General features: G+C 66.1%; 21 protein-coding genes. 13 read left to right on the plus strand and 8 right to left on the minus strand.

The annotated features are described in order from the left end of the window. Positions 1–2: 2 nt before the first annotated feature. The 6 genes from NFG58_RS18715 to NFG58_RS18740 all read right to left on the minus strand — a co-directional run bounded on the left by NFG58_RS18715 (position 3) and on the right by NFG58_RS18740 (position 6,613). Positions 3–1,283 (minus strand): TRAP transporter large permease, encoded by a 1,281-nt coding sequence (locus tag NFG58_RS18715; protein ID WP_222517096.1) that lies wholly within the window; start codon positions 1,281–1,283, stop codon positions 3–5. A gap of 3 nt (positions 1,284–1,286) precedes the next feature. Next, positions 1,287–1,844: a TRAP transporter small permease gene (locus NFG58_RS18720; RefSeq protein ID WP_108133479.1), complete on the minus strand. Its 558-nt coding sequence runs from the start codon at positions 1,842–1,844 to the stop codon at positions 1,287–1,289. Positions 1,845–1,930: 86 nt separating this feature from the next. After that, on the minus strand, positions 1,931–2,914 hold the full coding sequence (locus NFG58_RS18725; protein ID WP_052704426.1) for a TRAP transporter substrate-binding protein: 984 nt from the start codon (positions 2,912–2,914) through the stop codon (positions 1,931–1,933). Between the two features lie 44 nt (positions 2,915–2,958). Continuing rightward, complete coding sequence (locus NFG58_RS18730) at positions 2,959–4,191, minus strand: aminotransferase class I/II-fold pyridoxal phosphate-dependent enzyme (protein ID WP_222517097.1); 1,233 nt, start codon at positions 4,189–4,191, stop codon at positions 2,959–2,961. Between the two features lie 22 nt (positions 4,192–4,213). Continuing rightward, positions 4,214–5,530: a histidinol dehydrogenase gene (hisD, locus tag NFG58_RS18735; RefSeq protein WP_348814922.1), complete on the minus strand. Its 1,317-nt coding sequence runs from the start codon at positions 5,528–5,530 to the stop codon at positions 4,214–4,216. A gap of 69 nt (positions 5,531–5,599) precedes the next feature. Continuing rightward, a complete protein-coding gene (locus NFG58_RS18740) occupies positions 5,600–6,613 on the minus strand; it encodes a D-cysteine desulfhydrase (protein ID WP_222517143.1) in 1,014 nt (337 codons plus the stop codon). 219 nt (positions 6,614–6,832) lie between these two features. On the opposite strand from NFG58_RS18740, the gene NFG58_RS18745 reads away from it, so the two are divergent. Beyond that, entirely contained in the window at positions 6,833–7,735 is a 903-nt protein-coding gene (locus NFG58_RS18745) for a LysR substrate-binding domain-containing protein (protein ID WP_108133476.1), read from the plus strand. A gap of 37 nt (positions 7,736–7,772) precedes the next feature. Here NFG58_RS18745 and NFG58_RS18750 read toward each other — a convergent pair whose 3' ends face one another. Further along, complete coding sequence (locus tag NFG58_RS18750; RefSeq protein ID WP_231498696.1) at positions 7,773–8,519, minus strand: UTRA domain-containing protein; 747 nt, start codon at positions 8,517–8,519, stop codon at positions 7,773–7,775. 317 nt (positions 8,520–8,836) lie between these two features. Here NFG58_RS18750 and NFG58_RS18755 point away from each other — a divergent pair, with 317 nt between their 5' ends. The 7 genes from NFG58_RS18755 to NFG58_RS18785 all read left to right on the plus strand — a co-directional run bounded on the left by NFG58_RS18755 (position 8,837) and on the right by NFG58_RS18785 (position 15,438). Further along, positions 8,837–9,913 carry an ABC transporter substrate-binding protein gene (locus tag NFG58_RS18755; RefSeq protein WP_287165669.1) on the plus strand — a complete coding sequence of 359 codons (1,077 nt, stop codon included), beginning with the start codon at positions 8,837–8,839 and terminating at the stop codon, positions 9,911–9,913. 132 nt (positions 9,914–10,045) lie between these two features. Further along, positions 10,046–10,915, plus strand: a complete 870-nt coding sequence (locus tag NFG58_RS18760) for an alkaline phosphatase family protein (protein ID WP_108133475.1) — start codon at positions 10,046–10,048, stop codon at positions 10,913–10,915. Continuing rightward, positions 10,912–11,745, plus strand: a complete 834-nt coding sequence (locus NFG58_RS18765) for an ABC transporter permease (protein WP_108133474.1) — start codon at positions 10,912–10,914, stop codon at positions 11,743–11,745. The genes NFG58_RS18760 and NFG58_RS18765 overlap by 4 nt, the downstream gene beginning before the upstream one ends. After that, on the plus strand, positions 11,732–12,580 hold the full coding sequence (locus NFG58_RS18770) for an ABC transporter permease (RefSeq protein WP_108133473.1): 849 nt from the start codon (positions 11,732–11,734) through the stop codon (positions 12,578–12,580). Before NFG58_RS18765 ends, NFG58_RS18770 begins: the two co-directional genes overlap by 14 nt. Continuing rightward, positions 12,577–13,725 carry an ABC transporter ATP-binding protein gene (locus NFG58_RS18775; RefSeq protein WP_197037145.1) on the plus strand — a complete coding sequence of 383 codons (1,149 nt, stop codon included), beginning with the start codon at positions 12,577–12,579 and terminating at the stop codon, positions 13,723–13,725. The genes NFG58_RS18770 and NFG58_RS18775 overlap by 4 nt, the downstream gene beginning before the upstream one ends. Further along, the gene (locus NFG58_RS18780; RefSeq protein ID WP_108133472.1) at positions 13,722–14,462 is read left to right on the plus strand and encodes an HAD family hydrolase; all 741 of its coding nucleotides are present in this window, start codon (positions 13,722–13,724) and stop codon (positions 14,460–14,462) included. The genes NFG58_RS18775 and NFG58_RS18780 overlap by 4 nt, the downstream gene beginning before the upstream one ends. A gap of 67 nt (positions 14,463–14,529) precedes the next feature. Then, a complete protein-coding gene (locus tag NFG58_RS18785) occupies positions 14,530–15,438 on the plus strand; it encodes an NAD(P)-dependent oxidoreductase (protein ID WP_108449218.1) in 909 nt (302 codons plus the stop codon). 59 nt (positions 15,439–15,497) lie between these two features. Here NFG58_RS18785 and NFG58_RS18790 read toward each other — a convergent pair whose 3' ends face one another. Further along, complete coding sequence (locus tag NFG58_RS18790) at positions 15,498–16,409, minus strand: LysR substrate-binding domain-containing protein (RefSeq protein ID WP_348827167.1); 912 nt, start codon at positions 16,407–16,409, stop codon at positions 15,498–15,500. A 140-nt stretch (positions 16,410–16,549) separates the two neighbouring features. Between NFG58_RS18790 and NFG58_RS18795 the strand changes: the two genes are divergently transcribed. The 5 genes from NFG58_RS18795 to NFG58_RS18815 all read left to right on the plus strand — a co-directional run bounded on the left by NFG58_RS18795 (position 16,550) and on the right by NFG58_RS18815 (position 23,427). Further along, on the plus strand, positions 16,550–17,995 hold the full coding sequence (locus NFG58_RS18795; protein WP_222517105.1) for an aldehyde dehydrogenase family protein: 1,446 nt from the start codon (positions 16,550–16,552) through the stop codon (positions 17,993–17,995). An 11-nt stretch (positions 17,996–18,006) separates the two neighbouring features. Further along, positions 18,007–19,011: a dipeptidase gene (locus NFG58_RS18800; RefSeq protein ID WP_204248966.1), complete on the plus strand. Its 1,005-nt coding sequence runs from the start codon at positions 18,007–18,009 to the stop codon at positions 19,009–19,011. Between the two features lie 180 nt (positions 19,012–19,191). Further along, entirely contained in the window at positions 19,192–20,823 is a 1,632-nt protein-coding gene (locus tag NFG58_RS18805) for a BCCT family transporter (RefSeq protein ID WP_124805153.1), read from the plus strand. Between the two features lies 1 nt (position 20,824). Beyond that, positions 20,825–22,615 (plus strand): hypothetical protein, encoded by a 1,791-nt coding sequence (locus NFG58_RS18810; RefSeq protein ID WP_348827168.1) that lies wholly within the window; start codon positions 20,825–20,827, stop codon positions 22,613–22,615. Further along, the gene (locus NFG58_RS18815) at positions 22,612–23,427 is read left to right on the plus strand and encodes a DUF3726 domain-containing protein (protein WP_045993663.1); all 816 of its coding nucleotides are present in this window, start codon (positions 22,612–22,614) and stop codon (positions 23,425–23,427) included. Before NFG58_RS18810 ends, NFG58_RS18815 begins: the two co-directional genes overlap by 4 nt. Positions 23,428–23,475 lie beyond the last annotated feature (48 nt).

The raw sequence follows: 23,475 nt of genomic DNA on the forward strand, positions 1-23,475 counted from the left end.
TATCAGAAGCCGAGAAGGTTGGGCAACCACAGGCTGAGCTGCGGGAAGAAGGCCAGCAGCAAGGCGATGACCACCATGGAACCCACCAGCGGCAAGGCGCGCACCGAAATCTTCTCGATGGAGACATTGGCGATCGACGAGCTGATGAACATGTTCTCGCCCAGCGGCGGCGTCGAGAAACCGATGCCCAGGCTGACCACCAGCACGATGCCGAAGTGCACGGGATCGACGCCGAGCTCCACCATCACCGGCAACAGCACCGGCGTGACGATCATGATGGTTGCCAGGATCTCGATGAACATGCCGACGATCAGGAGAAAGCCGATCACCAGAATCCACACCAGCCACAGGCTGTTGGTGATATCCAGGATGCCCTGGGCGATCATCGCCGGAATGTGATTCTCGACCAGGATGCGGCCGAAGGCGGTGGCGGTGAACATGATGATCAACACACGCCCGGTCAGCCAGGTGGTGCTCTGGAAGGCCTCGTTGAGCCCGCGCAGCGACGACTCCTTGTGGATGAAGACACCGACGAACAGGGCGTAGAAGATCGAGACCACGGCCGCCTCGGTGGGCGTGAACATGCCCGAATAGATGCCGCCCAGGATCACCACCGGCGCCATCAGCGACCAGAAACCATCCTTGAGCACCGCGACCACCCGCTTGCGATCGTAGGAAGTTCCCTCGGTCTGGTAGCCGTTGCGCTTGGCGGTGATGTAGTTGGCCACCATCAGGCCCGCCCCCAGCATCACGCCGGGGATGACGCCGGCCATGAACAGTGCAGAAATCGACTCGTTGGCGGTGACGCCATAGATCACCAGCGGCATGCTGGGCGGAATGACCACCCCGAGACCACCAGCGGTGGCGGTGATCGCCGCCGGGTAGCTTCTGCCGTAGCCGCGCTCGATCATCGCCGGTATCACCAGCATCCCCACCGCTGCGGTAGTAGCAGGTCCCGAGCCCGAGATCGCGCCAAAGAACATGCAGGCCATCACCGCAGCGGCGCCTAGCCCACCAGCGGCGGGACCGGCCAGCTCCTCGGCGATCAGGATCAGGCGTCTGGCGATACCGGCATCCCCCATCAGTGCGCCAGCCAGGATGAACGACGGCAAGGCCATCAGCGGAAACGAGTTGATGGCCGAAAAGGCCAGCTCGATCAGCGAACTGAGATCGTCGCCGTTGAGCACATAGACGGCCATCGAGGCCACACCGAGAGAGACGACGATAGGGGTGCCGAAGAACAACAGCCCGGCAAACATGGAAAACAGTACGGTTGCGGCCATGGCTTAGCCCTCCGCCTTGGACGACGTCTTGCCGTCGCTGTAGTGGCTCGTTTCCTCGGTGATCCTGGACACTTCCTGAGCGTCCACGTCACCTGGCTCGATGCCCTTGAACAGCTTCAGGTACTGCACCTGCAGCACGCGAAAGGCCATCAAGGTAAAGGCGATGGGGAAGACGAAGTAAACGTAGGCCAGCGACCAGCCCAGGGCCGGCGAGTCATAGGGGAATTCCAGCAACAGCCCGATCAGATCCAGGCTCTTGTAGGCCAGCACCAGACAGAAGGCGACCCAGATCAGATCCACCAGCAACAAGAGGGTATTGGCCACCTTGCGTGGCATCAGCTTGATATGGGTCTGCAGACGGTTATGCGCGCTCAAGTGGGCGGCGTGGGCGGCGCCCAGAAAGACAAACCAGACGAAGGCGTAGCGCGCGAGCTCTTCGATCCAGGCCATGCCGATGCCCAGGGTGACGCGCATCACCACCTGAACGAACAGCAGAATGACAAAGAGCCCGAGCAGAAAGCGGCAGGCGTAGTCTTCGATATAGTTGAGTTTGGCCAGCATGGAGGCCTCCTTCCCGACGGGAATGCAGCAGCGATGACAACAAGACCCGGGCGGCGGTCAGCGACCGCCGCCCGCGGCGACAACGATCAGTGACCGAGCGCCGCCTGCATTTCCTCGAAGGCTTCCTGGCCACCGATGTCCTCGTAGAACTGCGGCCACACCTCTTCCTGGGCGATGCGGATCCATTCATCCTCATCTTCCAGGGTGGCCACCTCGACCCCTTCGGCTTCCATGGCAGCGCGCGCCTCGGAGGCCTTGGTCAGCTGGAACTGCAGCGCGTACAGCTGCGCCTCCAGGCCGGCGCGATCGATGATCGCTCGCTCCTCGTCGGACAGACGCTCGTAGCTGCGCACCCCCATCACGATGGGCTGCAGCGAGTACTGGGCGTGAAGTTCGGTGAGGTGGTCCTGCACCTCGTGAAACTTCATGGTGCTGTTGACGATGTAGGGGTTGTCCTGGCCATCGATCACGCCCTGCTGCAGGCCGGTGAAGACCTCCGGCCAGGACATGCTGATGGGGCTGGCGCCCCAGGCCTCGTAGCTGGCCAGCATGATCTCGTTCTGCGGCACGCGAACCTTGAGTCCCTCGACGTCGGCGAGGGTCGTCACCGGCCGCTGGGAGTTGGTCAGGTGACGGAAGTTGGAGTACAGCCAGCTGACGATGTGCACACCGGCCTCTTCCTCGGCGATGGTGTTCCACCGATCGGCCAGGGGGCCGGTGGTGGCCTTGACCGCATCGGCGTGGCTACGCAGGGCATAGGGCATGGTCAAGGCGCCCAGACGCGCTGCGTAGGGCGTCAGGTTGCCGACACCGACCAGCGCAAAGTCCAGCTTGCCGATGCGGGTGTCCTGGATCATGCCGGTCTCGGAACCGAGCTGGCCGCCGGGGAACAACTCGACCTGCATCTCGCCGTCGGACAGCGATTCGACCAACTCCTCGAAGCGCTGGGCCAGGGCCCCCTGGTCGGAGTCCATGGGATCGCCCATGCCGACCTTGAAGGTCTTGGCCTCTGCGGCGGTGGCAGTGGCTGCCATGACGATGGCGGCGGTAAGTAGAGTCTTCTTGAACATTATTGTCACTCCGGATGTCTTGTTATTGCGTCGTCAGACGTGGCTCAGCGAGAGCCGAGCGCCTTGTCGGGTGTTGCCTCGGGGGGCTGCACCGCCTCATCCATGGCGGCGCTCATCAGCGCGACGATGTCGTCGCAGTCTGCTTGATCGAAGGTCAGCGGCAGGCGCAGGTCACACAGGGTGGCGAGTACTCTGTCGGCGATCGGCAGCGCACGTGTGCCGGCCAGATAACCCCAGCTGTCGTAGCGGCTGGTGTAGTCCTCCGGCAAGGGTTTGCCATACCACTTCAACGGAATGCCGCGGGCCTCGCAGCCCTCGACAAAGCGCGCAATGGTGTCGGCGCCCAGCGCCGGCAGGCGGAACTGGATGGAGCTGCCGACGAAGTCCTCCCTGGCGGGCCGGTCAATCAGGCACACCTCGGCGATATCTCCAAGACGCTGCTCCATGCGCCGATACAGCGAATTCCAGCGCGTCTTGCGGTGCTCCATCTCGGCCAGCTGAGGACGCAGGATGGCCGCCCGCAGATTGTCCATGCGGCCACTCATGTTGGGTGTCATCAGACGCGTCTCGGCGAAGCTTTCGGGCGCGGGTGCGGCCAGGTGCCGATCGAACAGCATGTAGGAGCCGGACAGGATCACCGCACGCCGCATGACCTCGGCATCGGCTGTGGCCAGAAGTCCGCCCTCTCCGGAATTGATGTGCTTGTAGGTCTGGGTGCTGAAGCAGCCTGCCTTGCCGAAGGTGCCGCTGGGTCGGCCATCGTAGGCCGCCCCCATGGTGTGGGCACAGTCTTCGATCAGCACGATGCCGTGGGACTCGCACACCGCGACGATGGCGTTCATGTCGCCGATATGGCCGCGCATGTGCGACAGCACAAAGAAGCCGGCACCGCTCTCGCGAGCGGCGCGATCCAGGTCGCCGGGATCGACGGTGGTATCGTCCAGGATGTCCACCAGTACCGCCTCGCCCCCTGCCGCGACGATACTGCCGGGCACCGGCGACAGGGTGAAGGCGTTGCACAGCACCTTGTCGCCGGCCTCGAGTCCGCAGGCGCGCAGCGCCAGCTGCAACGCATAACCGCCGGAGGCGCAGGCCAGTGCGTAGTCGACACCCAGGCTCGCGGCGAACTCGGACTCCAGCAGGGCGGTCTCACCGGCCTCGCCTTCGGCCAGGTTGTAGCGATGCAGGCGACCGCTCTGGAGCACGGCCACCGCCGAGGCGATGGCGTCGTCAGAGATGGCTTCCTGCTGGGTGAAGGATTTGGCAAAACGGCGCATGGCAGGCTCCTTCGCTTGCGACTCAGTAACGAGCCTGACGGTGAACAGGGAAATCCCACTCCTGCTCGGGGAAGTACTTGGCCAGGCGCCAGTCACAGGCCCGGGCGTGGCCTTCCATGCCCTCGGTGCGGGAAATCCGGGATCCCACCGCGCTGAAGGTCAGATTGGCCTCGACGCTCAACTGCTGGGTGGTCAGCACCTTCATGAACTTGTGGACATTGAGTCCACCGGAGTAACGCCCGGCGCGCTTGGTCGGCAGGATATGGTTGGTACCGGAGCACTTGTCACCGTGGGTGACGGTGCTGCCCTCCCCCAGAAACAGCGAGCCATAGTTGCTCAAATGCTGCTTCCACCAGTCCAGATCCTCGCACAGCACCTGCAGATGCTCGCAGGCGTACTGATCGCTGATCGCGACGATCTCCTCGCGGCTGTCGCCCACGATGACCTCACCGAAGTCGCGCCAGGCAGCGTGAACGATATCCGCGTTGGGCATGTCGTCAGCGACTTTCGGCAGAATCTCCATCACTTCGCGGGCGATCGCTTCGCTGGTGCTGAACAGCCACACCGGTGAATTCGGGCCGTGCTCGGCCTGGGACACCAGGTCGACGGCGATGGTCATCGGGTCGGCGGATTCGTCGGCGATGATCGCCGACTCGGTGGGGCCGGCAAACACATCGATACCCACTTCACCGAACAGCAGGCGCTTGGCTTCGGCCACGTAGGCGTTGCCGGGACCGACCAGGATGTCGGCCTCGCGGCCACCGAACAGACCGAAGGCCATGCTGGCCATGGCGTGGACGCCGCCCATCTCGAGGATCATGTCGGCGCCGGCCACATGCATGGCGTAGGCCACCGCCGGGTTGATGCTGTCGCCCCGGGGCGGCGAACAGGCCACCACGTGTTCGACACCGGCGGCCTTGGCGGTGGCCACGCTCATCAGCGCCGAGGCGGCGTGAGCGTAGCGGCCGCCCGGCACATAGCAGCCGGCGCTGTGTACCGGCAGCACACGCTGACCGAGCAGCACGCCCTCTTCGGTCTCGATCTCGAAGGAGGTCAGGCTGTCACGCTGGGCCTCGGCAAAACGGCGGATCTGGCGGTGGGCGAAGTCGATGTCGTCCTTGACCGACTGGGGCACGCTGTCGATCAACTGACGCCGCTTGTCGTCGCTCAACACAAAGTCGCCGGTCCAGCCGTCAAACTTCTCGGCGTATTCGCGCACGGCCGCCTCGCCGCGGGCACGAATATCCTCGAGCATGCCACGCACCGCTTCCGTCACGCGCTGGTCTTCGGCGGCAACGCCAGCGGCGGCCTCCGCCGTCTTGAGATGACGAATGGTCATTGTTGTCTCCGAATAACGTCGTCGAGGGCGCCCGAACTCAGCGGGCGCCTGCCCTGAAGCGCCCTGGGCCTAGCCCTTGTAGTCGGGGAAACCGAAGGTATCGGGATAGCCGAACAGCGCAACGGCGCCGCCGGTGTGCAGGAAGACGACGTTCTCGTCCTGCTTGAAGTGGCCCTGGCGGATCAGGTCGATCAGCCCTGCCATGCCCTTGCCGGAGTACACCGGGTCCAGAAGGATGCCTTCGTGACGGGCCAGCAGGGTGACCGCCTCGATCATGCTGTCGGTGGGCACACCGTAGCCCTCACCCACGTAGTCGCAGTTGGCGACCACCTGGTCGCGGCTGACGACGCCGGACAGGCCGAGCTTGGCTTCGGTCTTCTGGGCCAGGGCAAAGACGTTGGCTTCCTGCTTGTCCTTCGGCGCGCGAACGCCGATGCCGAGCACCGGGATACCGGCGTTGCAGGCGCTGAGGCCGGTGACCAGGCCCGCCTGGGTGCCGGCGCTGCCGGTGGCGTGGACCAGATGATCGATGCGCAGACCCATGTCGTTGGCCTGGGCCAGAAGTTCCAGGGCGGCATTGACGTAGCCCAGGGCACCGATCTCGTTGGAGCCGCCGCCGGGGATGATGTAGGGCTTCTTGCCTTCACTCTTCAGACGATCGGCCAGGCCTTCCATCTCGGCGGCCATGTCGGCACCGCCCGGGCGCTTCTCGACGCTGGCGCCGTGGAGCTGATCAAGGAAGACGTTGCCGTTGTAGTTGTAGTTGGGGTCCTCGCTGCCGGTGCGGTCTTCCAGCAGGATGTGGCACTCGAGCCCCAGCTTGCAGGCGGCGGCCACGGTCTGGCGGGCATGGTTGGACTGGGTGGCGCCCTGGGTGATGATGGTGTCGGCACCCTGTTCCAGGGCATCGGCCATCAGGAATTCCAGCTTGCGGGTCTTGTTGCCACCGGTGGACAGGCCGGTGCAATCGTCGCGCTTGATCCACAGCCGCGGACCGCCGAGCAGCTTGCTCAGGTTGTCCATGGGCTCCAGCGGAGTGGGCATATGGCCGAGACGGACACGGGGAAAACGGGACAAGTGCATACGGGCCTCCAGGCGAGTCATTGTTGGCATTGGCGTGCTCTCTTGACGACCTACGTCGAAAGACACAGCAGGCCTGAAGGCCTGCCCTCGAGCGATCGCTTCCAAGTTAAGCCTCGCCTGGAACATGAGACCAATGCCAAGTTGCTCGCCAGCTGTTAAATTTTTGCATAGCCACTGCTTAGCCCCGGCCGCCACCCACCAAGGCAGACCAAAACACCAATGAAGATCGAATGGATAGAGGATTTTCTCGAGCTTATCGAAGCGGGCACCTTTTCCCAGGCGGCCGAACGGCGCCACGTCACCCAGCCGGCATTCTCGCGCCGCATCCGCCAGCTGGAAGAATGGCTGGGGGTGGCGCTGATCGATCGCAGCGCCTCGCGCCTGGAGTTGACCGCCCACGCGCGGGCGTACGAGCCCCAATTACGAGAGTGGCTGGCACGCCTTTACGCCATGCGCAGTCGTCTCAGAAGCGATGCCCGCCAGGGGCCCAGGGCCATTCTGACCACCCAGCACACCCTGACCGTCAGCTACCTGCCGCGCCTGTTGCGCCACCTGCGTCATCACGCGCCTGAGGTGGGACTGCAGATCACCTCATCCGACCGCAGCCAGTGCATCCACGACTTCGAGCAAGGCAAGGCCGACCTGTTGCTGTGTTCGGAGCTGGAGGGCGCCCCCCTGTTCAGCGGCAGCGACAGCGTCGAGCGGCTGTCACTGGGCGTTGAACGGCTGTTGCCGGTGTGCGCATCGGATCATCACGGTGGTCTCATGCACGAACTCGAGGAAGGTCAACGACTGCCCTTGATCGGCTACGATCCGGACAGCTTTCTTGGCCAGGCCCTGGCGACGCCTTACCTACTCGATGCCCAACGCCACTACGAGATCGAACTGGTCTGCGAGACCGCCTTCACCATCGGCATTCGCCAACTCGCCCTGGCCGGTCTCGGCATCGGCTGGCTACCCCACGGGTTGATCGAGGAAGACCTCGAGAGCGGCAAGCTGATTTCCTTGCAGGAAATCCTCGGCGGCCCCTCTCTGGAAGTGGCCTGCTATCGCCATCGCGACGAAGCGGCAGTGGCAGCCCCCCTGTGGCACCTGCTGGAAGAACGCCCTCCCGCGGTCTAGCACTCCCCTGCAGTTCGAAGCCCCTCGATCTCGCACCTCAAACTCCCTGAGGGGCGGCGGAAAGCGTCAGCTCGATGGCGTCGTGGCGCCAGTACTCATCATCACAGTCGATGGCACGGCCGTTCTGGTCGTGGTTGATGCGGGTGATGCGCTGGGCGGGGCTGCCGCGTACCGCGTTGAGCGCGCTGGCGGCGTCGCTGGAAAGTACACAGGTGCCGAGCTCGTAGCTGACCCGCCCGACCCGGATGCCGTACTCGCGGCGGTAGAGCTCGGTCAGCGATTCCCGCGCCAGATCGAACTCCAGAATGGCGGGAAAGCAGCGCGGCAACAGATGGTGTTCCACGTAGAGCACCCGGCGTTCGTCCACCAGCCGGGCACGACAGATGCGGTAGACGCGCTCGCCTTCGGCGAGTCCCAGCCGGCGGGCGACCGTGACGGGCGCGATCACTTCCTCGGCACTGAGCAACAGGGTGCGGGCGCTGCGCTGCTGGGATCGCACCATCTCGTGAAACGGCAGGCAGGCCAACAGGTCATAGCGTAGCCGTGGCGGCGACACGAACCAGCCGCGCCGATTCTCGCGATACACGCAGCCCTCCGCCTCCAGCTCATTGAGTGCCTCGCGCAGGGTGATGCGGGTGGTCTGGAGGCGCGCCATCATGTCTCGCTCGCTGGGCAGACGGCGATCGCCCCGTGTCGAGGCCAGACTCAGCAAGGGCGCAAGACGCTCGCGCAGGCGATGGGAGGGTGAGGCGTCGTGCGAGGTGTCGTCAGGGACAGTAGGCAAGGCGGACTCTCGAAGCTCTGACCAGGATCGCCGCCGGGCAGTATCCGGTGGCATCCAGCTTTCTGGTATAGACCAAAGAAGGTTCAACGTAATTTCAGCAGTCTAGTGGCAAGCCGGTGACAAAGCGATGACAGTGCTCGAACGAGTCGGGTTTTTCGTCCTTTACCTAGCTCATATGGACTGAGACGAGACTGCCACGCAACTGACACGAGGCTGTCACGCTAGCTCCTTAGGGTGATCGTCAACGGGAACTGATCTAGACCAGAAAGGCGCATCGGTTTCCGTCGACTTCACGCCCCTGACCCGGAGACCCTCTCGTGATCGTCACTTCTCTGCGTTACCCGACCCTGACCGCCCTGGCCTGCGTTGGCCTGCTGTCCACCGCCGCCCAGGCAAACACCGCCGAGCTTGAGTCACTGATCGAGGCCGCCAAGCAGGAAGGCCGCGTCGACAGCGTCGGCATGCCCGACACCTGGGCCAACTGGAAGGACACCTGGGCCGACCTGGAAAGCGTCTACAGCCTGGCGCACACCGATACCGACATGAGCTCCGCCGAGGAAGTCGCCAAGTTCAAGGCCGAGGGCGAGAACGCCACCGCCGATATCGGCGACGTCGGCTTCGCCTTTGGTCCGATCGCGGTGCAGCAGGGGGTGACTCAGCCCTACAAGCCCACCACCTGGGACGAGATCCCCGACTGGGCCAAGGACGACGATGGCCATTGGATGCTCGGCTACACTGGCACCATTGCGCTGATGATCAACAAGAACCTGGTGGAAGAGGACCAGCGCCCGAGTTCCTTCGCCGACCTGCGCGAGGGTGACTACTCGGTATCGGTGGGCGCCGTGGGCCAGGCTTCCCAGGCCAACAATGCGGTACTCGCCGCCGCCTACGCCGCCGGTGGCGACGAGGGCAATCTGGCCCCGGGCCTCGAGCTGTTCGCCGAACTGGCCGAGCAGGGCCGACTGTCGCTGGCCGACGTGTCCATCGCCAACCTGGAGAAGGGCGAAGTGGAAGTGGCCCTGCTGTGGGACTTCAACGCCTTGAACTACCGCGACCAGATCGACCGTGACGCCTTCGAGGTGGTGATCCCCTCGGACGCTTCGGTGACCTCCGGCTATGCCACCATCATCAACACCCACGCCCAGCACCCCAACGCCGCCAAGCTGGCCCGTGAGTACATCCTGTCCGACGAAGGGCAGTTCAACCTGGCCGAGGGCTACGCTCGCCCGATCCGCGCCGAGCACCTGACCCTGCCCGACGACATCGCCGCCAAGCTGCTGCCCAACGAGCAGTACGCCAGCGCCCGTCCGATCCAGGACTTTGCCGCCTGGGAACAGAGCGCCAAGGTGCTGCCGCGCCAGTGGCAGTCCGAGGTGCTGATCCACCAGCAGTGATCAAGCGCTGAGGACAGCGCCGCTACGTCGATCGACCGCTGAAGACAGTGCCCAAGTGGCCTGTCTTCAGCGCATTCCACGTCTTATCGCGACAGCGCCGCGCCCTGTATTGCCGCGCGGCCGGGAGTCATCATGACCAGACCCGTCATACTGGTGGTGCTGGACGGCCTTAATCACGCCGTCGGCCATCACGCCATGGGCCACTTGAGCGCCCTGGTAGAGGCCGGACGCGGCTACACCACCCACCTCGACTGCGAGCTGCCGGCCATGTCTCGGCCGCTCTACGAGTGCCTGCTGACCGGCGATCGCCCGGTGGACTCCGGGGTAGTGCACAACGACATCGTGCGCCGGTCCCATGGCATCAGCCTGTTCGACCTGGCCCGCGGCCAGGGCCTTGCCACCGCTGCGGCGGCCTATCACTGGGTCAGTGAGCTCTACGTCAAGGCGCCCTTCGAGCGCACCCGCGACCGTTTTCTCGACGACCCTGCGGCGGCCATCCAGGCCGGCATCTTCTACTGGCAGGACCACTATCCGGATGATCACCTGTTCAGCGACGCCGAGGCCCTGAGGCAACGCCACGCGCCGGACTTCCTGCTGGTTCACAGCATGAACATCGACGATACCGGCCACCGTCACGGCGGCGACTCGCCCCAGTACAGAAACGCCGCCCGCCACGCCGACATCGCCCTGGCCGACTACCTGCCAGGCTGGCTGGCCGACGGCTGCCAGGTGATGATCACCGCCGACCACGGCATGAACGCCGATCGCTCCCACTCGGGCCTGCTGGAAGAAGAACGCCGGGTGCCGCTGTGGCTGTTCGGCGACGCCTTTGCCGACCCCGCCGGACGGGTCATCCGCCAGACCCACCTGTGCGGCACCCTGGCAAGCGTCCTCGGGCTCTCCCACGACAAGCCCTGGCATCCCGAGTTGCTGGCCGCGTCCAGCAGCGCAGGCGTCGCATCCACCGCGAACGCCACCTGCAACGAGGAGGCCGGCTCGTGAAGGCGCCCCTACCGGCCTGGCTGTGGCTTGTGCCTTTCGCCGTGATATTCACCGCCTTCCAGCTGGCGCCGATGGCCTGGGTCGCGATCAGCGCCTTCAACGTCAACGGTAACTGGGGCCTTGGCCACTTTCAGGAGATCGCCCAGTCGGCGTTCTTCCGCCAGGCGATCTGGAAGAGTCTGACCATCTCGCTGGTGTCCAGCGCCATCGGCCTGGTCATCGCCACCCTGACCTGCCACGCCCTGGTACGTTCCGGCGGACGCCTGAGGCGAGCGATGATCGCCTTCACCAACATGACCTCCAACTTTGCCGGCGTGCCCCTGGCCTTCGCCTTCATCATCCTGCTGGGGGCCAACGGCGTGCTGACCCTGGCGCTTCAACGACTCGGCATCATCGAGGACGTGCGTCTTTACTCCACCGGCGGGCTGATCGTCATCTACACCTGGTTCCAGATTCCGCTGGGCATCCTGCTGCTGTTCCCGGCCTTCGCCGGCCTCAAGGCCGAATGGCGTGATGCCGCCAGCCTGCTCGGCGCCGGGCGCATCGCCTACTGGCAGCGCATCGGCCTGCCGGTGCTGTGGCCGGCCCTGGCCGGCACCTTCACGGTACTGTTCGCCAACGCCATGGGCGCCTACGCCACCGTCTACGCGCTGGTCAACACCAGCTACAACCTGATGACCATTCGTATTGCCAACCTGGTGGCCGGCGACCTGTTCCTCGAGCCCAATCTGGCAAGCGCCCTGGCGCTGATTCTGGTGATGCTGCTGGTGCTGGTCACCCTGGTCCAGCAGTGGCTGTTGAGAAGGAGTGCACAGCATGGCTCACGCTGAAACCCTGCCGGCTCACAAGAGCCCGACCGCAGCGCCGCTGTCGGCGACCTTCAACCCCTACGCCTGGATCGTCGGCAGCGTCTTCGCGGTGCTGGCCCTGCCGCTGGTGGCGACCCTGGGTTACGCCCTGGCCACCCGCTGGGGCGCGACCCTGGTCCCCGATGGCCTGACCCTGGCCTGGTTCGTGGAGCTATGGACCACCCCGCGCTTTGTGGCGGCCTTCGCCCGGTCGCTGGCTGTCGCCGTGGGTGCCCTGGCGCTGTCGCTGGTGCTGGTGATGCCGGTGGCTTTGCTGGCCCACACCCGCTATCCGTGGCTGGACCGCTGGATGAACACCCTGATCCTGATGCCCTTCGCGGTGCCCCCGGTGGTGTCCTCGGTGGGGCTACTCAAGCTCTACGCTGGCGGCCCGCTGCCGCTGGTGGGCACCCCCTGGATCCTGATTCCCACCTACTTCACCATCGTGCTGCCGTTCATGTACCGCGCCATTGCCAACAGCCTGCGTGCGGTGGACGTGCAAAGCCTGATGGACGCCGCCCAGCTGCTGGGTGCCGGGCCGCTTAAAGCCTTCTTTCTGGTCATCCTGCCCAACCTGCGTGGCGGGGTGCAGATCGCCATCTTCCTGTCGTTTTCGTTCCTGGTCGGCGAATTCGTCTTCGCCAACATGCTGGTGGGCACCCGCTTCGAGACGCTGCAGGTCTACCTCAACAATATGCGCGGCGCCAGCGGCCACTTCACCAGCGCCCTGGTGATCACCCTGTTCGCCTTTACCCTGATCCTGACCTGGCTGGGCAATCGCCAGGCCGAGCACACCATCACGGAGGCCACACGATGATGGCTGCCACTACACCTGCCACCCAGCGCGCCGCCCCGTCCACGGTCCCGTCCACTATCCCGTCCTCGGTCCAGACCACGACCCCGTCCGCGCCAGGCCGCCAGGAAAGCGGCAACGCGGTCTCGCTGAGGGGGCTGGCCAAGCGCTTCGGCGAAACCTCAGTGTTCGCCGACATCGACGCCGATATCGAGCATGGCGAGTTCATCACCCTGCTGGGGCCGTCCGGCTGCGGCAAGTCGACCCTGCTGCGGGCCATCGCTGGGTTGACCTCGCTGGACGCCGGCAGCATCCACATCGGCGGTGACGACATCACCCGCCTGCCGCCCCAGCGGCGCGGGGTCGGCATGGTGTTTCAGCACTATGCGCTGTTTCCCAACCTCAAGGTCGCCGACAACGTCGCCTTCGGCCTGCGCATGCAGAAGGTCCCCGGTGACGAGCGCGCGCGCCGGGTGGACGAGGTGCTGCGCCTGGTCGAGATGCAGGACCAGGCGCACAAGTTTCCCCACCAGCTGTCGGGCGGGCAATGCCAGCGGGTGGCACTGGCACGCTCGCTGGTGGTGGAACCCAAGGTACTGCTGATGGACGAGCCGCTGTCGGCGCTGGACGCCCGCATTCGTCGACATCTGCGCGACCAGATCCGCGAGATTCAGAAGACCCTCGGCCTGACCACCCTGTTCGTGACCCATGACCAGGAAGAGGCCATGTTGATGTCCGACCGGGTGTTCCTGATGCACCAGGGACGGATCCTGCAAAAGGACACCGCCGAGGTGCTCTACACCCGGCCCCGGGACGAAAACGCCGCCGGCTTCATGGGCCACTACTGTCTGCTCGACGCCGTCGAGGCCGCGCCACTGCTGGGCTTTCGCAGCCAGGCCGGGCGTGTCGCGCTGCGCCCCGAGGCGCTCTATCTCAGCGTGCAGGGCCGCCCTTTGGGTGGCGAGCGGCCGGCGCGGGTGGGACCGGGCGTCAGCGGTCGTGTGCGTCGACATCGCCTGCTCGGTAACATCGTGCGCTACGACATCGACTGCGATGGCACCAGCCTCGCCGTCGATACCCTCAATCGCTCCGCCCGCAGCCTGCTGCCCGCCGGCTGCGAGGTGACGATCCACGTCGATCTCGACGAGGTTCAGGAGCTGGATGCATGAACGACCTGACGAGCCCTGTCACCATGACCACTGACGCCTGCCACGGCGATGCCGCCAAGGCCCCCGACGCGCCCATGACCCTGGCCCTGTTCGACCTCGATGACACCCTGCTCGACGGCGACATCACCGGACTATGGAGTCAGTGGCTGATCGATCTCGGCTGGATCGAGGACGGCGACGCCTACCGCGCCGCCTTCGCCGAACACATGGCCGCCTACGCCGCCGGAACGCTCGACATGGAAGCCCATCTGGCGCTGTTGCTGACGCCGCTGGCCGGCCGCAGCGAGGCCGACGTCAGGCAACAGGTCGACGCCTTCCTCGAGGCCAAGGTGGTGCCCCGGCTCTTCCCTCAGGGCCACGAACGCCTGGCCTGGCACCGTGACCAGGGCCATCGGGTGGTGATCATCTCGGCCTCGCCGATCCACGTGGTCGGCCCGCTGGCCGAGCGCCTCGGTGCCGATCAGGCGCTGGCCACCGCCCTCGAACTCGATTCGCGCAGGCGCTACACCGGCAAGGCCGAGGGCATCCGCACCTTCCAGGGCGGCAAGCTCGAGGCGCTGCGCGAATGGCTGGCCGAGCACACCCCGGTGGAGAGCTTCGGCTACTCCGACTCGCGTAACGACCTGCCCCTGCTGGAATTCGTCGACCGTCCCTTCGCCATCAACCCCGACCCGACGCTTGACGCCACCGCCCGCGAGCGCGGCTGGCCGGTACAGTGGTGGCGGCAGGTCGACTGAGCGTGGAGGCACCGGGCGGAAGAGGTTAGGCTGTTACCTACTTTCTAATCTACAACGAGCCGCCCGTATGACCTCTCCTGCCACCATCGCCCTGCTGGGCACCGGTATCATGGGCCTGCCCATGGGCCGTCATCTGATCCGTGCAGGCTTCCCCCTGCGTGCCTGGAATCGCAGCATCGACAAGGCAGCCCCGCTGGGCGAACTTGGCGCCACTCTGGCCGAGACACCCATCGAGGCAGCGGCAAACGCCCAGGCGGTGGTGATGATGGTAAGTTCGGGCGCGGTATGCGAGACGCTGCTGTTCGGCGACGACGGCATCGCCCGTCAGTTGTCTCCCGGTACCCTGCTCATCGTGATGTCGACCATTGGCCACAGTGAAGCAATCGCCTTGGCCGAACGCTGTCGCGAGCTTGGCCTTGGCTGGGTGGACGCCCCGGTCTCCGGCGGCGAAAAGGGCGCGCGCGAAGGATCTCTTTCGATCATGGCCGGAGCAGACGCCGTCGATTACGACAGGGCAAAGCCCATTCTCGAGGCCATGGGCCATCCCCTGCATATTGGCCCGGCAGGCAGCGGCGCCCTGGCCAAGCTGGTCAATCAGTTGACGGTGGCCAGCACCATCGCGGCGGTGTCGGAAGCCCTGGTGCTGGCCGAAGCCGGCGGCGCCGACCCCGCCAAGGTGCGCCAGGCCATGCTGGGGGGCTTCGCCTACTCGCGGATTCTCGACCAGCATGGCCAACGCATGCTGGACGGCGACTTCGCACCCGGCGGACCGGCCAGGCATCAGCTGAAGGACACTCGCGCCGCCTGCGACGTCGCCCGGGAACTCGGCCTCGACTTGCCGCTGCTTGAGTTGACCGACCGCCTGTTCGGCGATCTGGTCAACGCAGGTGGTGCTGACCTCGACCACAGCGCCCTGCTGCTCGAGGTCCGGCGACGCAACGGCATGGACGCCGGCGAACTCGACCGCAACGGCTGACGGACGGCGAGCCCGCCTGGCGTTATCGGCTATTGGCTGAACGACTATTGGCTGATCGGCTATTGGCTGCTCGGGGCATGGCCATCCTGCCCCTGCCCCTCCTCCAGGCGCTCGATAATAAAGGCCGCCATGGCAGCGGCGGCCGGCGACAGGCTGCGACCGGCCAAGCGCACCAGTCCCACCTGGCGCTCCACCACCGGGCACTCCAGCGGAACGAACCTCAGCCGCTCGTACTCCTCGGCGAACGCCAGTCGCGGCAGGGTGGTGATGCCGAGCCCCGCCACCAGGCTGGCGGTCAGCGAGATCATGTTGGAGATGAAGAAGGTGGGACTTGCCAGCAGCGCCTCGGCCTCGGTGCCCTCGAGCAGCCGCGAGGTGCCGTTGCCGATCAGGGTCTCGCCGGCAAGCTCGCGCCAGTGCAGGCTCTCGCGCCCGGCGAAGGGATGGTCATCGCGACACACCACCCCCACCTTGTCGCGCAGCAAAGGGGTGAACGCCAGGGCATCGTCAGGCTGCCACAGGCTTGAAAGCCCGATATCCACCTCACCGCCCAGCACCTGCTCGCGCACGAAGTCGGCGTTGCCGTCGTGCAGCGCCACGCGGATGCCCGGATAGCGCTCGACGAACTCCGACAGCAAGCTCGGCATCAGGCGGCTGGCCACCGACGGTACCGCCGCCATGTCTAGATGCCCCGCCTGGCGCTCGACCTGGGCGAGCAGGTCGCGGCTCAGGCGATCATGCTGGAGGATCAGCTCGCGAAAGCGCGGCACGCAGTATGCGCCGAAGGGGGTAAGGCTCGCCTGGGCCCCCTTCTCGAACAGCGCCTCGCCAAGGCGCGCTTCCAGCTCACGTACCGCCATCGACACCGCCGGCTGACTGCGGTGAAGCTGGCGCGCGGCGGCGTGAAAGCCGCCGTGGTCGACAATCGCCAGCACGTAGCGCAGCGGCTGGATCTTGAGGTCGGGGAGCATGGCATTTCCTCACACGGGCCGTCACACGGGCCGTCACACAGACAGGCGGTAAGCCTTATTTATCATATGCTCGTTATTATTGATTATCTTTATTTTGGTGACTCTCCTAGGCTGTGTCGCATTCGTCACAGGAGGTCATCATGTCTCAGCAGTCAGCCTACCCACTCTATATCGACGGCCAGTGGATCGACGGCGTCGACCAGATCGAGAACCGCAGCCCGTCGGATACCAGCGACCTGATCGGCGTCTACGCCCAGGCCTCGACCGAGCAGGTCAAGGACGCCATCGCCGCCGCCCGCCGGGGTGGCCGCGAATGGGCCAAGAGCGGCCTGGAGCAGCGCTACGGCGTGCTGATGGCGGTGGGCGACGAACTGATGGCGCGCAAGGCCGAGCTCGGCGAGCTGCTGGCCCGTGAAGAGGGCAAGACCCTGGCCGAGGCGGTCGGCGAGGTCCACCGCTCCGCCCAGTTCTTCCACTACTACGCCGCCGAGGTGCTGCGCCAGATCGACGAGCGCGCCGAGTCGGTGCGCCCCGGCGTGGAAGTGGAGGTGCGCCGTGAGCCGGTGGGGGTGGTCGGCGTCATCAGCCCCTGGAACTTCCCCATGGCCACCGCAGTGTGGAAGATCGCCCCGGCGCTGGCCTTCGGCAACGCCGTGGTGTTCAAGCCGGCCAACCTGGTCCCCGCCAGCGCCTGGGCGTTGACCGAGATCCTCAGCCGTCAGGCGCTGCCCGCAGGCAGCTTCAACCTGATCATGGGGCCGGGTTCGAGCGTCGGCGACGCCTTGATCTCGAGTCCCGAGATCAATGCCCTGACCTTTACCGGGTCGCTTGAGGTCGGTCGCCGGGTGGCCGGCGCCACCGCCGCCAACCTGGTCAAGTGCCAGCTCGAGATGGGCTCCAAGAACGCCCTGATCGTGGCCGACGACGCCGATCTCGACCTCGCCGTGGAGGCCGCCTTCAACGGCGCCTACTCCGGCACCGGCCAGAAGTGCACCGCCTCGTCGCGGCTGATCGTCACCGAAAAGGTCCACGACGCCTTCGTCGAGCGGCTGATCGAGCGCCTGAAGCAGGTGCGTGTCGGCCCCGCTCTGGAAGACGGCGTGCACATCGGCCCGGCGGCCGACGCCCGCCAGCTTGCCTCCAACCTGGCATGGGTCGAACGCGCCCAGGCCGATGGGGCTCGGCTGGTGTTCGGCGGCGAGCGCGTCAGCGCGGCAAGCGACGGCTACTTCATGGCACCGGCGCTTCTGGTGGATACCACCAACGACATGGCCATCAATCGCGAGGAGGTGTTCGGCCCGATCGCCTGCGTGATCAAGGTCGCCGACGCCAACGAGGCCATCGAGGTGCTCAACGACACCCACTTCGGCCTGACCGCCGGCATCATCACCGACTCGCTGAAGCTTGCCAGCGAGTTCAAGGCCCGCGCCGAGACCGGCTGCGTGATGGTCAACCTGCCCACTGCGGGCACCGACTACCACGTGCCCTTCGGCGGCCGCAAGGCGTCGAGCTTCGGCCCCCGCGAGCAGGGCCGCTACGCCCGCGAGTTCTACACCGTGGTCAAGACCTGCTACGTCAAGGCCTGAGGAGAGACGTCATGTCCCGAGAAATGCTGACCGTCGACGGCCTGCAGTACTCCAACTGGTCGCGGGAGATCTTCGAGCAGATGCGCGAGGGCGGCCTGGACGCCGTCCACGCCACCCTGGTCTACCACGAGACCACCCGCGAGACGCTGTCGCGCCTGGGCGAGTGGAACCGCCGCTTCGAGGCCCATGCGGACCTGATCATGCCGGTGCGCGGGCCCGGCGATATCGCCAGGGCCCAGGCCAGCGGGCGCATCGGGGTCTTTCTCGGCGCCCAGAACTGCTCGCCCATCGAGGACGATATCGACATGGTCGAGGTGATGCGCGATCTCGGCCTCTTGATCATGCAGCTCACCTACAACAACCAGAGCCTGCTGGCCTGCGGCTGCTACGAGGCAGAAGACAGCGGTATCACCCGCTTCGGGCGCCAGGTGATTCGCGAGATGAACCGGGTCGGCATGGTCATCGACATGTCCCACAGCGCTGAGCGCTCGACCCTCGAGGCCATCGAGCTGTCGAGCCGTCCTGTGATCATCTCCCACGCCAACCCCGAGAGCTTCCACCCGGCCAAGCGCAACAAGTCCGACCGGGTACTCAGGGCCATCGCCGAGTGCAACGGCCTGCTGGGCTTCTCGGCCTACCCCTTCCACCTGCGCAACGGCCCGGACTGCACCCTTGCCGAGTACTGCGAGATGATCGCCCGCACCGCCGACCTGATGGGGGTCGAACACCTGGGCATCGGCACCGACCTGTGTCAGAACCAGCCCACCTCGGTGCTCGACTGGATGCGCAACGGCCGCTGGTCCAAGGACATGGACTACGGCGAGGGCAGCGCCACCAACGCCGGCTGGCCGCGGCCACTGGCCTGGCTCAAGGACAGTCGCGACTTCCCCAACCTGATACAGGGCCTGCGCGACGTCGGCATGAACGAGGACGAAGTGGCCGGCATCATGGGCCGCAACTGGGTGGCGCTGCTGGAGCGCGCCGCCACGCCTCAGGGGATCGCCAAGGTCGCCTGAGGCGGCACTCGGAACAGCCCCCGACCAGTCCTCGACCAGCCCTCGACCAACCCTGGACCAGCCATCCGTCAGCCACCGACCCGCCGGCATCCCAGATTTCAACAACAACCGAATGCCTGCGGCCATCAATCACCATAACAGGCACCGCCCCGACGGTGCCGCACGCCAGAGGTTCATGCCATGACCACCTCCACCACCGGCACCTCGTCGCCCGCCGATCGCTCGGCGCCAGCGACCGCGGACTTGCCCGCCGGCCAGTATCGCCTGGGCGACCCCGTCGTGCTCTGTCTCAGCATCGGTTTCATCCTGCTGTTCGTCGGCCTGTCGCTGTACGACATCGACGGCGTCGCGGGGGCCATCGGCACGGGCTTCGCCTGGACCGCCAAGGCGCTCGGCAGCTACTTCCAAATCCTGCTGCTGCTGACCTTCTTTATCGCCATGGGGCTGATCGCCACCCCGGCGGCAAGTGCACGCATCGGCAACACCCGCACGCCGGAGCTGTCCACCTTCAAGTGGGTGTCGATCATCATGTGCACCCTGCTGGCAGGGGGCGGGGTGTTCTTCGCCGCCGGCGAGCCGATCTACCACTTCGTGGTCACGCCGCCGGCCTTTGCCGGCAGCGCGGCCATCGAGGCCGGCAGCGACTCCGCCATCGCCCCGGCCCTGGCCCAGTCGTTCATGCACTGGGGCTTTCTGGCCTGGGCGGTGCTCGGCAGCCTGACCGCGGTGGTGCTGTCCCACGCCCACTATGACAAGGGCCAGCCCTTGCAGCCGCGCACCCTGCTCTATCCGGTACTCGGCGAACGGCTGATGAAGGGCCCGCTGGGCGGCGTGGTCGACGCCCTGTGCGTGATCGCGGTGGTGGCCGGCACCGTCGGCCCCATCGGCTTTCTTGCCACCCAGGTCAGCTTCGGTCTGCATGAGCTGTTCGGCGTGGCCAACACCTACATGACCCAGTTGATCATCCTGATCGGCCTCGGCGCGGTCTACGTCACCTCGGCGGTTACCGGCATCGACAAGGGCATCCAGATCCTGTCGCGCTTCAACGTCTTCCTGGCGCTCGCCATCGCCGCGGTGATCTTTCTGTTCGGGCCGACGCTGTTCATGGTCAACGCCTTCACCCAGGGTTTCGGCGAGTACCTGACGTCGTTCTTCGCCATGTCGACGATGACCGCCCAGAGCGCGCCGGACTGGTGGATGCAGTGGTGGACGGTGTTCTTCTTCGCCTGGTTCATCGGCTATGGCCCGCTGATGGCGATCTTCGTCGCGCGCATCTCCAGGGGCCGCACGATTCGGCAGATGGTGCTCACCGTGGCGGTGCTGGCACCGGTGGCCACGGCCATCTGGTTCACCCTGCTGGGAGGCTCCGGCATCTTCTACCAGATGACCGGAGCCATCGACCTGACCGAGGCGCTCAACAACTTCCAGTTCGACGTGGCTACGCTGACCGTGGCCCAGGCGCTGCCCGGCGGTACCGTCATGGCGGTGGCGATCCTGGTACTGACCACCATCTTCGTCGCCACCACCGGTGACTCCATGAGCTACGCCATCGCCGTGGTCGGCGCCGGTCACGACGAGCCGAGCCCGCTGGTTCGCGCCTTCTGGGGCATCGCCATGGCGCTGATGGCGGCTATCCTCCTGTACATGGGCGCGGGGCAGATCAGCGCCCTGCAGCAGTTCATCGTGCTGACCGCCATCCCGGTGTCGCTGGTGCTGCTGCCGTCGCTGTGGACCGGCCCCCAGGCCGCCCTCGCCATGGCCCGCGCCCAGGGCATCACCAGCCACAAAGCCAGCGCTACAGGGGAGGCCTGAGATGAGACGCGAAGACCTCGCCAGCCGCCTTTCCGACGTCGAGCAGCGCCTGCGTCTGCGCGCGCCCGACGAGGTGATGCAACTCGATCGCCTGGGCAGCCTGCACGCCAGCCGGCTGAGCTTCGTGCGTAGCCTGGTGCGCCAGATGGCGCGCCAGCGCTGGCAGATCAGCACCACCCGCTTCGAGCTCGACGCCGAGGGCCACGGTGTCGCCATCTATCGTCTGCAGACGCCCCAGGCCCGTTACCACGGGGTGATCTTTTCCCAGCCACTGGACGACGACGCCCGCTCCGACCGGGTCATCGCCGAGGCCTGGGACGTCACCTTCGGCGTGGTCGAAGGCGACGTGGACGACTCGCTGCTCGAACAGATGGCCGCCAATGTGCCGCTGCAGGAGGCCGGGCGCCAGCATCCACGTCTGCTGGTGCTGTCCCGGGCCAACCGCAGCCTCAGAAACTTCGCCGCCTTTCTCGACGCGCTGTGCGCCGGGCGACAGCCCGACCCGGCCTGGCTGACCCGGGTCGGCTATCTGTATCGCACCACCGCGGTCTACGGAAACGGCAAGTTCGGCATCGCCGACTTCGATCGGCTCAAGCACAACCCGGACTTCCAGCGTCCCTTCTCGGCCCAGATGCTGGCGGTCTACCTGCTGCGCCACTTCTCCATCGAGCAGATCGAGCATATGGCCCGTGCCCGGGCGCCGGGCAGCGCCGTCGCCATGGCCGCACCGCTGCGCCGCTATCTGGGCATCGGCAATTCCACCGGACTGGGCATGGCGCCCTTTCTGATCAACCACCCGCAGCTGATCCAGCGCTGGGTCGAGAGCCGCGAGAAGGCGCTGGCCCAGGTCAGTGGTCAGGTCCCTGGTGAACCGGAGCGACAGCGCCTGGTGGCGCTTGTCGCCCGGGCCGAGCGCCACCTGGCCCAGACCGTGACCGAGGATAGCGAGCAGAGCGCGCGCAACCGCGAGACCGCCAGCGCCCTGCCGGCGGTGCGCGCCTGGCTCGAGCAGGTACCACTGGCCGAGGAGCTGTGGCAGGAGTTGATCGACTGGAGCCGCCAGACCCTGAGCCTGGAAGCCCAGGAGCTGATCCACACCCTGTTGCTTGAGCTCTACCCGGAGATCGTCGATCCCTTCGAGGACCAGATGGGGGTCGAGGAGGGCCTGGAGCTGACCCCGGACATGCCGCTGGTCAGACTCAAGCAGTTGATCGAGACCCACTACGACTGGGCCCTGCGTCATGACTTCGGCGACCCCGAGGAGCGCTACTGGTTCTGGTATCGCTCGGTCGAGAAGGAAGAACCGCGCCTGGGCGTGCGCGACGTCGAACCCGGCGCCGACCGTGAGCTGAAGCTCGCCATCGCGCCCCGGGTGGCCGATACCCATGGGGTCATCGACGACTTCCTCAGCGCCCATCCGCGCGCCCTGGTGGTGGAGTTCCTGATTCACCACCCGCGTCACAAGGACATCATCCGGCGGATCCAGAGCATGGCCGAGACGCCCTTCGGCGAGATCCGCGCCAACCTGTGGGCCCGCGAGTTGAAGCCAATGCACCTGCTTCGCACCAAGCTTTCGTTCTTCGGCGCCAGTCGCTTCGATCCCAAGTCCGATCGCTGGGTGCGTATCACCCTGTTCCAGGGCGCGCCATTGGTCGAGGAGCTCAACGCCGAGCCCAGCGACCTGATCGACTTCGACGACTGGAGCTTCCCGCTGGAGCCCGACCAGGACGCCGCCGGCACGCTCAAGGAAGCCGATGCCCAACCCCGCCAGCACGCCGGAGCCAACTCATGAAGGTGTCCTACAACGAACTCCAGGGACTCTGCCGCAAGGCCTTCCAGGCCATGGGCTTCGAGGACGGAGACGCCAGCGACGCCGCCGACATGGTGGCCTGGATGCAGCTCTACGAGCTCGGTGGGCTGGCAGCGCTGGGACGAGGCCTCGACTTTCTGCTCGCGGATCAGGGCGAGCGCCCCCCGGAACTCGTCTACTCCGACGGCGACCTGGCGGTGCTCGACAGCCACGGCGCCAGCGTGCTCAAGAGCTCGACCCTGGCACTGGAGCTGGGCTTTGCCAAGGCCCGGGCGCGAGGCCTTGCGGTGATCAAGATCCGCCACTGCCACAACCGCCAGTTGATCATGGGCTACCTGGCGCGACTGGCCGGGCGCGGGATGAACGTCACCGCCTTCTGGCGCAATGCCCAGGCGCCTGACGGTGAGGCCCGGACCGCTGGCGCAGAGCAGGCGGCAGCCACCCCGCTGATCGAGCAGGTGGTGGGCTTTCGCGCCGGAAGTTCGGTGCCGGAGATCCGCGTCTACGCGGTGCACGAGGTGCCCGAGGAAAACGAGCCCAACGACGGGGTGACGCTGATCATGGCCAACCACGTGGACCTGCTGCCGTCGCTGCGCTCCGAGTATCAGCTCGACCTGCTGGCCCGCCACCAGGAGTCCGACCTGCTGGCTTGCCGCGAGCGTGCCATGCAGCAAGGCATCGAGGTCGACGACGGCCTGTGGGCGCAGCTCAAGGCGCTGGCCACCCGGCTGCTGGTGGAGTCTACCGAGGCCTCTCGCAGCGGCGCCGGCGCCGGCACCCACGACAACGACTGACACACAACCCTCACCCCTTGGCACTCTCTTTGCCCTACTGCCCCCGAC

Source organism: Halomonas sp. RT37 (assembly GCF_040070525.1).
Taxonomy (GTDB): domain Bacteria; phylum Pseudomonadota; class Gammaproteobacteria; order Pseudomonadales; family Halomonadaceae; genus Halomonas; species Halomonas litopenaei.